Annotated in this window: 12 protein-coding genes; 3 read left to right on the forward strand and 9 right to left on the reverse strand. The window is 38.8% G+C overall.

Translation table 11 applies throughout. The annotated features are described in order from the left end of the window. Positions 1–3 precede the first annotated feature (3 nt). The 6 genes from NSU13_RS16435 to NSU13_RS16460 form a co-directional block, all read right to left on the reverse strand. On the reverse strand, positions 4–663 hold the full coding sequence (locus NSU13_RS16435) for an exopolysaccharide biosynthesis polyprenyl glycosylphosphotransferase (RefSeq protein ID WP_034281119.1): 660 nt from the start codon (positions 661–663) through the stop codon (positions 4–6). Between the two features lie 199 nt (positions 664–862). After that, entirely contained in the window at positions 863–1,456 is a 594-nt protein-coding gene (locus NSU13_RS16440; RefSeq protein WP_231293933.1) for a hypothetical protein, read from the reverse strand. 128 nt (positions 1,457–1,584) lie between these two features. Then, positions 1,585–3,081, reverse strand: coding sequence for a cell wall-binding repeat-containing protein (locus tag NSU13_RS16445; protein WP_342489639.1), 1,497 nt, complete (start codon positions 3,079–3,081; stop codon positions 1,585–1,587). Positions 3,082–3,201: 120 nt separating this feature from the next. Beyond that, on the reverse strand, positions 3,202–4,692 hold the full coding sequence (locus NSU13_RS16450) for an N-acetylmuramoyl-L-alanine amidase (RefSeq protein ID WP_111926826.1): 1,491 nt from the start codon (positions 4,690–4,692) through the stop codon (positions 3,202–3,204). Between the two features lie 23 nt (positions 4,693–4,715). Continuing rightward, positions 4,716–6,824 carry a SpoIID/LytB domain-containing protein gene (locus tag NSU13_RS16455; protein ID WP_034281125.1) on the reverse strand — a complete coding sequence of 703 codons (2,109 nt, stop codon included), beginning with the start codon at positions 6,822–6,824 and terminating at the stop codon, positions 4,716–4,718. 24 nt (positions 6,825–6,848) lie between these two features. Next, positions 6,849–7,172, reverse strand: coding sequence for a hypothetical protein (locus NSU13_RS16460; RefSeq protein ID WP_024423640.1), 324 nt, complete (start codon positions 7,170–7,172; stop codon positions 6,849–6,851). 182 nt (positions 7,173–7,354) lie between these two features. On the opposite strand from NSU13_RS16460, the gene NSU13_RS16465 reads away from it, so the two are divergent. Continuing rightward, positions 7,355–8,275 carry a LytR family transcriptional regulator gene (locus NSU13_RS16465; RefSeq protein ID WP_070326081.1) on the forward strand — a complete coding sequence of 307 codons (921 nt, stop codon included), beginning with the start codon at positions 7,355–7,357 and terminating at the stop codon, positions 8,273–8,275. A 33-nt stretch (positions 8,276–8,308) separates the two neighbouring features. Here NSU13_RS16465 and wecB read toward each other — a convergent pair whose 3' ends face one another. Further along, positions 8,309–9,448 (reverse strand): UDP-N-acetylglucosamine 2-epimerase (non-hydrolyzing), encoded by a 1,140-nt coding sequence (gene wecB, locus NSU13_RS16470; protein WP_024423642.1) that lies wholly within the window; start codon positions 9,446–9,448, stop codon positions 8,309–8,311. 269 nt (positions 9,449–9,717) lie between these two features. Here wecB and galU point away from each other — a divergent pair, with 269 nt between their 5' ends. Then, on the forward strand, positions 9,718–10,599 hold the full coding sequence (gene galU, locus NSU13_RS16475; RefSeq protein ID WP_008343198.1) for a UTP--glucose-1-phosphate uridylyltransferase GalU: 882 nt from the start codon (positions 9,718–9,720) through the stop codon (positions 10,597–10,599). Between the two features lie 27 nt (positions 10,600–10,626). Here galU and tagH read toward each other — a convergent pair whose 3' ends face one another. Both tagH and NSU13_RS16485 read right to left on the reverse strand, forming a co-directional pair. Beyond that, on the reverse strand, positions 10,627–12,228 hold the full coding sequence (gene tagH, locus NSU13_RS16480) for a teichoic acids export ABC transporter ATP-binding subunit TagH (protein ID WP_111926828.1): 1,602 nt from the start codon (positions 12,226–12,228) through the stop codon (positions 10,627–10,629). A gap of 19 nt (positions 12,229–12,247) precedes the next feature. After that, positions 12,248–13,075, reverse strand: a complete 828-nt coding sequence (locus NSU13_RS16485; RefSeq protein ID WP_034281130.1) for an ABC transporter permease — start codon at positions 13,073–13,075, stop codon at positions 12,248–12,250. 292 nt (positions 13,076–13,367) lie between these two features. Between NSU13_RS16485 and NSU13_RS16490 the strand changes: the two genes are divergently transcribed. Beyond that, positions 13,368–15,905, forward strand: coding sequence for a glycosyltransferase (locus NSU13_RS16490; protein WP_034281132.1), 2,538 nt, complete (start codon positions 13,368–13,370; stop codon positions 15,903–15,905). Positions 15,906–15,966 lie beyond the last annotated feature (61 nt).

The raw sequence follows: 15,966 nt of genomic DNA on the forward strand, positions 1-15,966 counted from the left end.
TACTTATCTGGCTCCGTCACCAGTCATGATGACTTTTAACGTTTTTACCATAATCTTCGTGTCGAGAGAAAATGTCAAGTTTTGAATATACTGTAAGTCATGTGTTAATTTTTCACTTGGACTCATTTCATATCCGCCATTTACTTGAGCAAGACCTGTCAGCCCCGGCTTTACCGCCAACCTTTTTGTGAAGCCTGGAATCGTCCGATTAAATTCTGCGGTAAACATCGGTCTTTCTGGACGAGGGCCTACGATACTCATTTCTCCTTTTAACACGTTGATAAATTGCGGAAGTTCATCAATTCTTGTTTTACGGATGAATGCCCCCACTTTGGTGATACGCGGGTCATTTTTTTGAGCCCATTTCGCTCCTCCGCTTTCTGCGTCAGTTCTCATCGATCTGAGCTTCCATAATTTAAAGTAAACACCGTCTTTCCCGACCCTTTCCTGCATATAAAAGGCTGGCCCTGGTGTTTCCAGCTTAATCAAAAGAGCAAACAGCAAAATGATTGGCGTACTCAACATCAATCCGATGAACGAGAACATTAAATCTATGAAACGTTTTGCAAATAAATAACGAACCATATGTTCTGTTAAGGCAAAAGAGTGATTTCGTCTCACTTCATATTCTCTGTAAAGATTCATCGCTTTCTCTGCACTCACTGACCTGCACCTCACCATTCAAAGTAGTTGTTGTGTAAAGAGATGTTCTATGAAAGTCAGTTTAGCAGAGCAACATTAAGCAAATGTAAATGCGCTGTTAAGTCTTGTAAAACTGTGTTAAGAATATGCACTTATATCAAGTTATGCCCTTTTGAACGTAAAAAAGACCCGCAATTCTGCGGGTCTCCGGGTCTTTTCTTTATTTTGCTTTTACAGATTCGATCGTTTTTAATCGAAGTGTTCCGTTTGCATCTTTTGTATAGGTTACTTTCACTTTTGATTCTTCTTTTAAGCTGTTCACTTGTTTAGAAAATGTATTTCCGAATTGAATAGCTACTTCTTTGCCGTCAATGTTGACAGCAATTGTATGTCCATCAGCCAAACCGACATATGTGCCTTCTTTGGTGATTTCATTTTTCTTACTAGCCGTTGATTCTTTCTTTGTTTTAGAGTCACCTTTTGAGTCAGCTTTTGATTGGTCTTTAGCAGGTTCTTCTTTTGTAATTTCTTTGCTTGAGCTGTCTTTTGCCTCTTCATCAGATTGACTTGCCGGCTCTTCTTTTTGAGCAGCTGTTTCTTTACTTTGATCATCTGCTTTTTCATTTGATGATTGATCTTCTGATTTTTCGTCCGCAGCCTTATCTTTGTTTTGATCGGCTGCTTCAGTTGTTTCTTTTTTGCTGTCATCCTTTTTGTTATCGCTTGATTGATTTGTTGTGCCGCACGCTGTGAGCAATACTCCTAGAAGCAATACTAGAAACGGCATTGTGATTAATTTTTTCAAGATCGTCACCTCTTCATGATTTGTCGGTTTGCTGTCGTTTGAAGATTTATGTGTAAACCATTCACCTTCTATGTTTCAATTATAACAAACATAACCAAAAATGAAATGTATTTTTAACTTGACACATCATTCATGATTCATTTTACGTCAAAGTAGTTGGACACACCCGTTGCAATTCCAGAAGACAGCCGATCCTTTGCAGCGGTAGATTTTAAAATACTCGCATCGATTGGACTTGTTACAAAGCCGGTTTCTAGCAAAATACTCGGCATTCTAGAATATTTGATGACGTAGAACCCTGCTGTTTTCACTCCGCGATCTTTTGTTCCAAGGGCACTGACCATTCGGGGCTGCACCTGTTGTGCCAGCTTGACACTATGAGCAGCCGCATATGTTGTATCATAATACGTCTCTGTTCCATTCGCACCGCTGTTATCATTTGCGTTGGCGTGGATACTGATGAATATATCAGCACTTGCCTGGGCTCCTTTACTGACACGTGTCTGCAAGGAGTCAAATGTATCAGAAGTTCTCGACATGACAATAAGGGCACCCGCCTGGTGAAGCCTTGACCGCAGCTTTAATGCTACTTCTAAATTGATGTTCTTTTCAAGCAGCCCATTCCCTATCGCTCCAGCATCTTGCGCACCATGACCTGGATCAATAAAAATTGTTTCGCCTAACACCGCATTTTTCAACTGTGTGATGACATTTGATTGAATGGCTGATGTTCCGCCTACCACAGAAAATGCTGACATCTGTTTGGCCCCAATGACTTTTCTGATAGCATCCGGCACCGTTTGAGCATCTGTGAGAAGAAGGGTTTGTCCCTGTTTCGCTGCTATACTTGCCGCAGCGGCTGCATCTGCATAGGCATACCCATGACTCATAAATGTGTGACTTGTCTTCATTGGATACGTTTTAGCAATTTGGGCAGCCACCTCATACCGATTGGCTCCGCTTATTCTGACTGGTGAGGGAAGCTTTTGAAAAGCAGTTTTATTGATACTTGCTTCTCCGCCGATCACAATGGTCCGCTTGACCGCTTTGTTTTTTAATAGATTAGCTGTTTCTTGGCGCAATCCTTTTTCATCTGTTAATAAAATGGGATAGCCTTGTTTGGCAGTGTACGGAGCAATCGCGACAGCATCAGCATAAGCAGAACCATTCACGACGACAGCTGCACTAGCACTCTTCATGTGCTTAGCCACATTTGCCGCCAATTCATAGCGGTTCTTTCCTTGAATACGGGAAACGGATAGATTCATCGCTTTTAACTGCTTCACGACTTTTTCAGAAATACTCGCAGTCCCGCCAAGAATCGTTACACGCTTCGTTTTCAGCTGCTGCAACCCTGTCTTTACAGCACCTGAAAGACTGCCAGCATTCGTTAACAGGACTGGGGCCCCTTGCTGGTAAGCATAAGGCACAGCACTCAGGGCATCTGCATAAGCATCACCGCCCACAAGAACAACGGCAGGCGCTTCCTGCCAGCCCCTTTTCGCGGTATTTACAGCCACCTCATATCGATTGCTTCCTTCTATCCTCGTTACAGCGTGCTGGGCAAAAACGGATGGTGTATATAAACATAGTGAAACAGCAATCAGTAACATACATTTGATATCAAAACGCATGAAGTCAACCTCCTTGGTTTGAACCCTTCTTCACCCAGGAGCTTCATGAACTTTTGAAAAAAGGCTGCCGAGTACGTTCTCGAGCAGCCTATCTGAGGCACCCCTCAGTTTTGTGTTTTCTTATCTAAAATAACCTGACACACCGCTTGAAATACCTGACGCTAATCGATCTTTATACGTAGCAGATTTCAAGATGTTTGAATCAACTGGACTGGAAACAAAACCAGTTTCTAAAAGAACGCTCGGCATCTTAGAATATTTAATGACGTAGAAGCCAGCTGTTTTCACACCACGGTCTCTTGTACCTAGTGCGCTGACCATTTTAGGCTGGATGTTTTGCGCCAGCTTCAGGCTGTTTGCAGCCGCATAGGTTTTGTCATAATACGTTTCTGTTCCATTTGCACTGCTGTTATCATTTGAGTTCGCATGGACACTGATAAAGATATCTGCATTTGCTGACGCACCTTTGCTCACTCGTGTTTGAAGACTATCAAATGTGTCTGATGTTCTTGACATGGCCACAAGTGCACCAGCGTTGTTTAATTTCGTATTTAAACGCTTTGCTACATCTAAATTCAAATTCTTTTCATATAATCCGTATCCTACAGCTCCTGAATCATGCGCACCATGACCTGGATCAATGAATACTTTTTTACCAACAGCCGGGTTTTTCAGCTGGTTCACAACAGTTGGTGTCACTGTATTTGTACTGCCTACGACAGTAAATTTGGTGATTTTCTTACTGCTCACTGTTGCTCTCGTTACTTTTGGCAGCGTCTTTTCATTCGTTAGAAGCAATGCTTTGTTTTGCTTCGCTGCAATGCCTGCAGCAGAAGATGAAGTGGCGTAACCAAATCCTCTTCCTACATAGGTATTATTGACACTCATATTGTACTTTTTCACAATATTTGCCGCGACATCATAACGAGTCGAGCCTTTGATCCGCGTTGGTGATTTCAATTGGTTATAAGCTGCTTTTGTGACGTAATTCTCTCCGCCGACTACAATGGTTTGTTTCACATTGCTTGCTTTTGCAACAGAAGCGATTTCAGAACGAAGTCCCTTTTTATCTGTGTATAGAATTGGGAATCCTTTTTGAGCTGCTACAGGTGCAATCGCAATCCCATGTGCATAGAAAGAACCCTCAACGACAACGACGCCTGCTGGCTTTTTCATTTTTTTCGCGATATTGGCAGATAGCTCATATCGGTTTTTTCCTGAAATACGCTGTGTGGAGATGCCCATTTTCTTCACTTGGTTGACCACGTTGTTTGACACACTTGATGTGCTGCCTAAAACGATTACCGTCTTTGTTTTTAATGAAGTTAAGGCTTTTTTTGTATCACCCGAAAGGCTTTTACTGTTTGTGTAAAGAACTGGTCCATTTTTTTGGTATGCAAGTGGAATTCCTGCTGTTGCATCTGCATACGCAGTTTTCCCTACTAAAACGACTGTACTTGCAGTTCCCCATCCTTTTTTCGCTACGTTTGCCGCTACAGCATATCTGCTCCCGCCATCAATTCGTGAGACTGAATTGTCTGCCAATGCTGTTGGAACGATAACGAAAATGGCGATGAGGCTGAGGATGGCTGTTTTCATCAATGAGCGCATCTTCTATGTCCTCCTTTTACCTTTTAATAGTTTGTTAGTTTTGTACCTGGATAGTAGAACGAGAGTATGGAAGAATACGAGTTTCCAGATTCCGCTCTCGCTTTGGCTCCGTATTGGCTCATACCAATGCCGTGGCCATATCCTTTTCCTGAAATCGTGAAGTCATTTGTATTGTTTTTGACTGACGCAAACGTGCTTTTCACCTTTGTTGCGCCCATGACTGATCGAAACTCGGTCATCTTCATACTTGCCGTTGTGCTTTTGTTTACCGAATATGTGCCTGTTTTATTTTTCAAATGGTATGTCAGTTTGATCGATACCGTCTTCGCACGCTGGCCTTTTGTTTTCCCTGAGAACGTCAGGCTTGAGATCGATGCGATTTTCATATCAGATGCAGCGGTTTCTTTGTTTTTGAGCAGCCATGATTTCAGGCCGGCAAGGTCAGCTGCATTTGTCTCTTTTGCTTTAGACCACTCAGATGCTGCTGTGCTGGCAGTCAATGTCGTGCCCAGCTGTTTCTTAGAGAGTTTCAGTGTCCATGGATTGACTGGATCTTTTGGATCCTTTTTGGCCACTAAGTATGGCAGTGCATTTCCCCATACTTCTTCACTCGCCTCTGTATAACCGCCATTGCTAGAGTAATAGGTTGCTGAAATAAGCTGATTGTTGTATTTCAGAACCTTTCCTTTTGTGGCATCGACAGCTTTTGTCGAATTTGTGTACCAGTTATATCCTCCATATACTTGGAAGGCTGTTGTATCAGGGACGACTTTTCCAATACTTTTCACCGAATACGTTCTAGCGGCAACCGCCTGTGCTTTTAACGCTTCAACATTCCAGCTTGCAGGCATTTCATTTGGCACTACACCTTTTAAATAGTCTTCAAATGGAATATTTTCGAGAGTCGGCCTGATATACCCTGATTCAATTGCAAAGTTTACGCTGCCTAAATACGGCTTTCCTGCAATTTGAAGGACATTTTTTGTTGAATATTTCTCAGGAACAACTCTTACTGTGTTATACGTCTTTATGCCTTTTAATGAAATTTTTCCGTTAGAAATATTCAATTGGTAGTTTTGATTTTTTTTCAGATAGACTTGTTTGGCTAATGAATTTTTCAAGCTATCTTTAATTGCACTTGTGCTGCCAGCAAGATGATAAGCATATGTACCTTTTTCCTTCAGCAGTGCTTTTAAAGACGCTGTGACAGAATCGGGTTTCACATACACAACCGTACTGTTAGATTTTGCAGCCAATTGCGACAGCGGCATCGCATAAATATAGCTAGAGGCTTTTGCCAAATAAACTTTATCTGCATTAATATTTAATTTCTTTATAATATTCACAGATAATTCATAGCGATTGGCCCCGCTGATTCTTGTCACCTGTGAGGTTTTTTTGATTTGATTTTCAACTTTTTGTCCAGTACTTTTCGTACTGCCGATGATGATCACTTTACTTGGCATTCTATAAGACGGAATGGAATCTTTTTTTGTTAACAGGATAGGGTATCCCTTTCTCGATGCGTAGGATGCAATGGCAATCCCATTCATAAATGAGTTCCCGCCGACAACGACAGCTTGCTTATAGTTACCCATTTCTTTTGCGATTTTTTGGGAGATTTCAAACTTATCTTTTCCACTAATACGTCTGACTTTGCCATACTTTTTAATAGACTTCTCAGCAGCTGTTGAAATGCTTTTCGTATTTCCGACAATCAGAATGTTATCCGGCTTCATTTTCTTCAGCTGGTTTTCTGTTGTTTTCGTCAGTTTTTCAATATTCGTATACAAAATAGGTGCGCCCAGTTTGTATGCTAACGGCGATACAGAAATTGCATGATCAAATGCATCACGACTGACAATGACAACAGTTGATGGGTTTTTCCAGCCAGCAGAAGCGATGCTGTTGGCTACTTCGTATCTATTTTTGCCGTCATATCTTTTTGTCACAGCAACATTTGATCCTGATAGCTTGTATTCCCCAGTTGTTGAGATATCCATACTTGTTTTGTTTCCGATATAATTAGACAATTTCACTGAAATTGCCGAGCTTGCCATGGCAGACTGAAAGGGTGCAACTAGTAGAGTCAGTATCATGAGAACGATTAGTGTAACGCCTGTTTTCTTCAATTTTGTTCATCCCGCCCATCTTTTTTACTTCTGTTTTTCAATCTTCTGGATTTCCTTTTGACCACTGTCATTAATAAAGTAAGAGATTTCTACTGTGTCTCCTGGCTTAAATTCATTTAACACATCTTTAAAATTATCCGTAAATTCATAGCTTAGGGTCGTATTCACTTTTTTCACTTCGACTGTATGTGCATCAGCCATTCCAATAAATTCAGCTTTCTCTTCCAGTACCTGAGGAGTTGAACTGCTTGTCTTGTTTTCTCCTGAGGACTGCTCGGCCGTTCCACATGCTGTGAGCACGATACCTAGTAGCAGTATTAAGAACGGTAAAACGACGATTTTCTTCATTTTTTTCACCTCATGTCTTTGTATCGTCTTATAAGTTATTATTTTAAGGTAAATTTAAGGTTTTTTGAAACCTTTTTTTTGTTACAACGTCTATATCTAGGTTCAGAGTAAAAAAATAACTTGTTTATCAAGATTCGTAAACCTATAATCATGGAAGAATCATAGAAAAGGTGAGGGACATTATGAGAGCTGAAAGAAAAAGAAAGAAGAAAAAGGTTCTTTGGATTGTTTTATCGATTATTGGCTTATTCGTATTAGCAACTGGCGGATACGCATATCATCTTTGGAACACAGCAGCATCGACCGTCGCAGGCATTCAAGAAAATTTAAAGAAGTCAGATAAGCGTGACAAAGATGTCGATTTAAGTAAGAAAGACCCGATTTCTATTTTAGTCATGGGTGTCGATGAACGAAAAAATGACCGAGGCCGTGCAGATACATTAATATACATGACAGTAAATCCGAAAACAAAAACGACCGAGATGGTGAGCATCCCGCGTGATACGTATACGAAGATTGTCGGAAAAGGCACAATGGATAAAATCAACCACTCCTATGCATTTGGCGGTACACAAATGGCAGCAGATACTGTAGAGGAACTGCTTGATGTACCTGTTGATTACTTCGTTAAAGTCAATATGGAAAGCTTCAAGGATATTGTTGATACACTTGGCGGTATTACAGTAAATAGCACGTTTGCATTTAGCTATGACGGCCATTCATTTGGTACAGGAGAAATTAACCTGAATGGCGATCAAGCCCTTGCCTACACAAGAATGAGAAAGCAAGATCCAAAGGGTGACTTCGGACGTCAGCAAAGACAGCGCCAGGTCATTGAAGGCATCATTGCAAAAGGTGCCAACATTTCATCTATTACGAAATTCGGCGATATGTTCAAAGTCGTGGAAAATAATATGAAGACAAACATGTCATTTGACGATATGTGGATGATGATGAATGATTATCGTGATGCAAGACAGCATGTGGAGCAGCACGAGCTGAAAGGATCAGGCACACGTATCAATAACATTTATTACTACCAGCTTGATGACAACAGTCTTGCGAATGTGAAGAAGGAATTGAAGGAAAGTTTGGAGCAGTAAAAAAGAAGACTACAGAAATGTAGTCTTCTTTTTTTATGATTGAAATGGAACTGGTTTTTCTTCACTTAATCCAAAACGATGGAGAAGCTCTTCGACAATTCGTTTTGACGCTTGTCCATCACCATATGGATTAGACGCCTTCGACATGTTGTCGTACTCTTTCTGATCGACTAACAGCTGTTTTGCCATGTTGTAAATGGTCTCTTCATCTGTACCAGCGAGCTTCAGCGTGCCAGCTTTCACACCTTCAGGGCGTTCTGTTGTATCGCGCAGAACTAATACTGGCTTCCCTAGAGAAGGCGCCTCCTCTTGGACACCCCCAGAATCCGTTAATATAAAGTGTGAGGCAGCAGCGAAGTTATGGAAATCAACGACTTCAAGCGGCTCAATTAAGTGCACACGATCAAGATCACTGAATTCTGTTTGAGCCGCATCACGAACGGCAGGATTTAAATGTACAGGATATACAACCTGAACATCTTCAAACTCTTCTACAATACGTCTAATCGCTCTAAACATGTTTTTCATCGGCTGGCCGAGATTTTCTCTGCGATGAGCCGTTAACAAGATCATTTTATCTGTGCCTATTTTCTCTAAAATAGGGTGTTGATACTGCTCGGTAACCGTTGTTTGCAATGCATCAATTGCAGTATTCCCCGTCACACAAATCGTCTCTTCTTTTTTATTTTCAATTAAAAGATTCTGCTTTGCCTCATTTGTAGGAGCAAAATGAATATCGGCAATCGTGCCTGTCATTTGTCGGTTCAATTCCTCAGGGAACGGCGAGTATTTATTGTGTGTTCTTAAACCCGCTTCAACGTGACCGACTGAAATTTGGTGGTAGAATGCGGCCAAGCTTCCTGCAAAGGTTGTTGTTGTGTCTCCATGAACAAGGACAATATCAGGTTTTTCCTCTTGAAATAGTTGATCTAGTTTCAAGAGTGCATTTGATGTGATTTCAGATAATGTCTGACGTTCTTTCATAATATTTAAATCATGATCCGGACGAATGTTAAAGGCTTTCAACACTTGATCAAGCATTTGCCGATGCTGTGCAGTCACAGTGACTGAGGATTTGATTTGCGGATGTTTTTTCAACTCAAGGACAAGGGGTGCCATTTTAATCGCTTCAGGCCTCGTCCCGAATACAGTCATTACATGTAATGTTTTCAATAGTCGATGCCTCTTTCCTTCTCATTTATCATAAGTGTATTATACAAAAGAATAGGAACGAATCCTAATCATTCTATTTTCAATTTTTACATCGCCTTTACTCTTTTCAACATAAAAATTTACACAAACTCTTTAGAATAGATAATGAATCAAATCATGCATTTATCGTAAATCATTTGTCATTTCTATCATTTGTAAGTTACACTTTATGAAAGATGAAAAATGAAGCCAAATCATTTTTTCTATATGTAAGGAAGGTGCAAAGTTCATTGAAAAAAGTACGTAAAGCCATAATACCAGCTGCAGGTCTTGGGACACGTTTCCTCCCTGCAACAAAAGCAATGCCTAAAGAAATGCTCCCAATCGTTGATAAACCAACCATTCAATATATTATTGAAGAAGCTGTTGAATCAGGAATTGAAGATATTATTATCGTCACCGGAAAAGGAAAAAGAGCCATTGAGGATCATTTTGATTTTGCACCAGAGTTAGAGCGCAACCTTGAGGAAAAAGGAAAGAGCGAGCTTTTAGAAAAAGTGAGAAAATCCTCTAACATTGCTGACATTCATTACATACGTCAAAAAGAGCCTAAAGGACTCGGACACGCCGTTTGGTGCGCACGCAACTTTATCGGCGATGAGCCTTTTGCTGTTTTATTAGGTGATGACATTGTGCAAGCCGAAACGCCTGGGCTTCGCCAGCTGATGGATGAATACGAAAAAACCCTTTCATCTGTCATCGGTGTTCAGCAAGTAGCTGACAGCGATACACATCGCTATGGGATCATCGACCCTCTTACACAAGAAGGACGCCGCTACCAAGTCAAAAACTTTGTTGAAAAGCCGCCGCAAGGAACAGCACCATCAAACCTAGCCATCTTAGGGCGCTACATTTTCACACCAGAGATTTTTATGTACCTAGATCAACAAGAGATTGGTGCAGGCGGAGAAATTCAGCTGACAGATGCCATTCAAAAGCTAAATGACATCCAGCGCGTATTCGCCTATGATTTCGAAGGGAAACGATACGATGTCGGCGAGAAGCAAGGCTTCATCGAAACGACGCTTGAGTTTGCTCTTCAGGATGAAGAATTGAAAAAGAAACTCATTCCATTTATGAAACAGCTTCTCGAAAAAGAGGAAGTGAATTAAAAAAAGCTGCCGGCATCGGCAGCTTTTTTATTTAATGACTGAAATAGTCAGTGTATGCTGTTCATTATCAATGACAAACAGGTTGTTTTCGCCCTTCACTGCGAACTTTGTTCGTTTCTCATTCATCCAGACATTTTGTTCCGTCAGCCCAAGTGTGGAAGGAGAGATTGGCATAATGCCGCGAAACATAATCGTGTTTGCCTGACCATTTTGAATGACATAGTCGGTTTTCTCTGTGGTCAATCGCTCAATCGTATCTCCTTGGTCATTTTTCACTGAACTCAGCGTCTGCATTCTCTGTTTCAGCACAGATTCTTCTTTTCCAAGGAAAGAAAGTAAATACTCATACGAACCTGCCGATGCAGGCGATACATAGGAATTAAACTGTCCTGGTCCAATGGATAATGACTTTAAATCCTCTGCATTTTGAAGCGCATCGGGTTTGACAAAATACGTTTCTGACGCTGTTTTAATTTGAACGGTTTGTTTATTTTCAGCCACAGCCTGTACTTCTTGTCCAAATGGCAAAGTGACATCGGCCTTTTTTTTCATGGCTTGGTCTTTGTAAACCTTGAGTGGATCAGCCGTGACAATCGCCTGTTGATCCACCTTTTTCATATCAGGCGATCCTTTGGTCTGCGGGTTCTTCGACTGAGGCGCTTCTGTCTTATCTGATGGGATTGCACCAAATGTCGCCAATGTACGAAGCGGGCGATCTGAAAACATCGATAAGGCTAGCAATAGCGTTAAGACCGCTAAAACTGTCACTTGAAATGCGGGTCCTAACAATGAGCGGCGGTTTCCGTTCTCTTGATAACGAGACACCTTCTCTGTCTTTTGTACGCCTTTTCTACCTTCTTTATGTTCCATTTGGTATTTTTGTTTCTCTTTCTTGGAAAGCTTGTTAAACCACTCAACAAACTCCTTATATTCCTTCACGACCTTTTTCGTATCATCAAACATACGAAGTTCACCATAATGCATCCAAGCCACCCGATCACAGATTTTTTGGATTTGGCTAATGGAGTGACTGACAAAAAAGATCGTCTTTCCTTGTTCCTTGAATTCTGTAATGCGGTCCACACATTTTTGATAGAAGGTTTGGTCTCCAACAGACAGTGCTTCATCAATAATCAGGATATCTGGATCGATATGCGCTGAAATGGCAAAGCCAAGGCGTGATTTCATTCCGCTTGAATAGCTCTTAACCGGCTGGTCAATAAAGTCACCAATATCCGCAAACTCTACGATTTTTTCATAAAGCTCGTCTATCTCTTTATTCGTCAGCCCCATCATTAAGCACTTTAAACGAATGTTGTCTTTCCCGCTTAATTGGTTGTTCAGCCCGGCAGCAATGGCAATTAACGAAGGCTGGCCGTCCATATCAATTTCGCCACTTGTCGGTGGAATGATTTTCGCTAGAAGGTTCGACATTGTCGATTTTCCAGACCCGTTAATCCCGACAAAACCAATTGTCTCGCCTTCATAGACATCAAAGGACACATCACGAACAGCAAAGAAACCTTTTTCATTTTTATTAGGTAAAAACAGCCCTTTAATCTTATCCGACTGTTTTTTATATAGGACGTATTGCTTGGATACGTTTCGAAACGAAACCTTTAGTTTCATCGTATAATCTCCTTACTTTTTAAAGAAAATCGACAAATTTATCCCTAAATTTCATATGAAGCAATGAACCGACTGTTAAAAGAAGAAGCGTGATCAGCCAAAAATAAAGTGTGTATTTGACATCATGGAAGAACCATTCTCCCTTTAATAAGCTATTTCTGAAACCATCAATAATGTAGAAAAGAGGATTCAGTCTTAATATGTCCCCAATCCACGCTTTGTCTCCAGTGAGCTTCTCTGAGATATTCCAAAAAATCGGCAGCAAAAAGAAAAGTAATCGTGTCACAGATTGTAAAAGAAATTGATAGTCTCTCACAAGTACACTAATCGTGGAATTAAACAAACTAAACGAAAACATAAACGCGATCATACAAATAAGATAGTATATATATTGCAGCCAATGCGCGTCAGGATAGATGCCATAGGAAATCAGCACAATCAGATAGACACCCATCATAACAAAGTAGCTGAACAAGTTTGACATAATCACCACAGACGGCAGCGCACTAATCGGAAAATTCATCTTCGATACCATATTAATGCGTTTAAACACACTGTTTGATCCATCAAGAATGGTCGGACTAATGAAGAACCAAGGGATTAAACCGGCAAGCATCCAGATGATAAATGGAACCTCCATGTCTCCAATGGCAATTGGCTGTCCTCCGCGAATGCCCATACCAAAAACAAACCAGTAAGCGAGCATCTGCATTAATGGATTTAAAAACTGCCACAAAACACCCAAATAATTCATCTGATATTTTGATTTTGTTTCATAAACAGCAAGTCGCATAATCAGCGGAAGTGAGCTGATTTGCTCTCTTAATATTGTAAACAATGCGTTCATTCTAATCTTCCTTAGATATAAGTTTTTGGGATTGCCTCTTTAAAAAAATCACCGCTCATAATTGTAACAGATGTTGAGAAATATTTCACTTTTCAAATCGAATGAGTATATTAAATAGTAGGGAATTTTGATCAAAATAAACACTGGTATATTCAGCTATTCTAGGTTACTAATTACCTTATTATATCATTGCTTTATAATTGTCATTAGAATATAATTATCAGGATAATTGCATTTCCAAAATAAATATCATTTTCCTATTATATATATTACATGAAGGGGCTTAACATTAATGAGAATCAAGCAATTCAAAAAAATCGTTACAAGAAAGATTAAATTTATTTTAAATCCACTAATTGAGTTTTCCAGAGATTCACGACTTCGTATTAGAAGTAAATACACCTCCTATTTAGAGAAAAATCCGGTTAGAAGTAATTATATTCTATATGAAGCTTATCATGGCAAAAGTATTTCTGGAAATTGTTACGCAATTTTTCTAGGCTTGATGAAAGATAGTACTTTTAAAGATTTACATCATGTTTGGGTCATTAATGATTTCAATGATCCAATGATTGCAGAATTAAAGCAGAAAACTTCTAATATTTCCTTTGTTAAAGTTGATAGCAATGAATATCTAAAATATTTAGCAACTTCAAAATATTTAGTTAATGATACGTCATTTCCTTTTTACTTTATTAAAAGAGAAGAGCAAGTTTATATCAATACATGGCATGGAACTCCTTTAAAAACTTTAGGGAAGGATATTAATAAAAGATCAATGTCTGGTCATAAAAATATCCAAAGAAATTTGCTTCATTGTGATTACCTTATTAGCCCGAATACTTTTACGTATGAAAAATTACTAAAATCAAATGATGTATTTGGGATATTTGCCGGGGAAATTGCAAATATCGGTTATCCTAGAGTAGATTTAACATTAAACACTAACAGTGAAAGTGTTAAAGAAAGATTAGACTTACCTTTTAATAAAAAAATTGTACTTTATGCTCCAACATGGAGAGGAACAATAGGGGCCGAAGAGGATACTTGCTATACATTGCATAGTGAAGTGGTGAAAATTCAGCAGGCGCTTGGTGATGATTACTTAGTACTTTTAAAATCTCATTACTTTTCTTATAAATTTTTTAAACAGAGTGGTCTTGAACATCTTTGTGTTCCAAACTGGATTGATACAAATGAACTTTTATCAGCTATAGACATTTTGATTACAGATTATTCAAGTATCTTTTTCGATTTCCTACCTTTAAAAAGACCTGTCTTTTTCTATATGCCTGACTTACGTGAATATGAATCAGAAAGAGGTTTTTATTTAGATATAACAAAACTTCCAGGACCTATCTGTGAAAATATAGTTGATTTAATTGACAGCTTAGGCCAACTAAACAGTTTAAATAACTTCAATAAACAGTTTGAAAGTCAATACAAAGAGTTTTTAGATGAATACTGCTCTTATGATGACGGAAATGCTACTAATCGACTCATTGACATAATATTTAAAGGGAAAAATCAAGATGAATTAATCAAGGTTGAAAGCAATAAACAAAAATTACTTTTTTATTGTGGGGGCTTCTACAATAATGGTATAACCGTTTCAGCGACTAATTTATTTGATCAGATTGATTACAACAAATATGAAGTTGTCGTCATTGATAACTCAAATTATCATAAAGATAAATGGATGAACATACAAAAGCTTCATCCTAATGTTCATATTATTTATAGACCAGGTTTTGTTAATAGAACATTAAAAGAAACATATAAACAGAATCTAATTTTCCGCCGTGGTTTATACAATAACAAAATGTTAAAATACACTCCAGTAAACTCATACAAGAGAGAATTAAAGAGAATTATTGGTAATACGAAGTTTGATGTAGGAATAGATTTTGGAGGGTATAACAAATTTTGGACTCTTCTTTTCGCATTCGGAGATTTTAAAGTCAAAAGTATTTTCCTGCATGCCGACATGATGAAAGAGTATAACAAGAAAGTGAATCACAAATATAAACATCGTGGTAACCTAAAAGTAATTTTCTCACTGTACAAGTTCTTCGATAGAATTGTTTCAGTTGCCGAATCGACTAACATAGAAAATCACTTGAACTTAAGCCCTTATATTCCTAATGCTTTAGAGAAAATGGTTTTTGTTAATAATGTAATCTCGCCTAACAAAGTCCTTCAAATGAAAGAAAATAAAGAGATTATAGAATTTAATAATGAGAGATATTTAATTACTTATCAAAATGATAAAAACGAATCCATCGGTCTTAATCTATCTGCGATTCCACTTCCAAATAAGGAGTACATCAACTTTATTACTGTAGGAAGATTATCTCCTGAAAAAGGGCAAAAGAAATTAATTTCTGCTTTCTCACAATTACACAAGCAATACCCAAAAGCTGTATTGTATATTGTGGGTGAAGGGCCTTTAAAAAGAGAATTAAAGGATCACACAAAAAAGTTACATCTAGAACATTGCGTGTTTTTTGTTGGACAACTCGAAAATCCATTTTCTTTACTAGATGAATGTGATTGTTTTGTCTTATCTTCAGATTATGAAGGGCAAGGCTTGGTTCTCATGGAAGCAATGATTTTAAAGAAACCAATTATAGCTACCGATGTAACTGGAGTACATTCCGTCTTAGAGGGTGGATATGGATTATTAGTTGATAATAATGAAACTGCGCTATTTAATGGTATGTCTGATTTTATCCAGAATAGTATGGAACAAAAATCCTTTGATTACGAAAAGTATAATAGCGAGGCGCTAGACCTCTTCTACAAAAATGTCTGTACAAAAACTAATTAACCACTTATATATAGAATAAAATTATATGTATTAAAAAACACCTTTGGATATTGGTCAAGTA

It is taken from the genome of Bacillus sp. FSL M8-0049 (genome assembly GCF_038593355.1).
Classification (GTDB): Bacteria; Bacillota; Bacilli; order Bacillales; family Bacillaceae; genus Bacillus; species Bacillus safensis.

Bases quoted from the DNA above. Each gene is read 5' to 3' on its own strand.
- NSU13_RS16445 (WP_342489639.1), bottom strand. From the start codon at position 3,081: ATGCGTTTTGATATCAAATGTATGTTACTGATTGCTGTTTCACTATGT.
- NSU13_RS16450 (WP_111926826.1), bottom strand. From the start codon at position 4,692: ATGCGCTCATTGATGAAAACAGCCATCCTCAGCCTCATCGCCATTTTC.
- NSU13_RS16460 (WP_024423640.1), bottom strand. From the start codon at position 7,172: ATGAAGAAAATCGTCGTTTTACCGTTCTTAATACTGCTACTAGGTATC.
- NSU13_RS16465 (WP_070326081.1), top strand. From the start codon at position 7,355: ATGAGAGCTGAAAGAAAAAGAAAGAAGAAAAAGGTTCTTTGGATTGTT.
- tagH (WP_111926828.1), bottom strand. From the start codon at position 12,228: ATGAAACTAAAGGTTTCGTTTCGAAACGTATCCAAGCAATACGTCCTA.
- NSU13_RS16485 (WP_034281130.1), bottom strand. From the start codon at position 13,075: ATGAACGCATTGTTTACAATATTAAGAGAGCAAATCAGCTCACTTCCG.
- NSU13_RS16490 (WP_034281132.1), top strand. From the start codon at position 13,368: ATGAGAATCAAGCAATTCAAAAAAATCGTTACAAGAAAGATTAAATTT.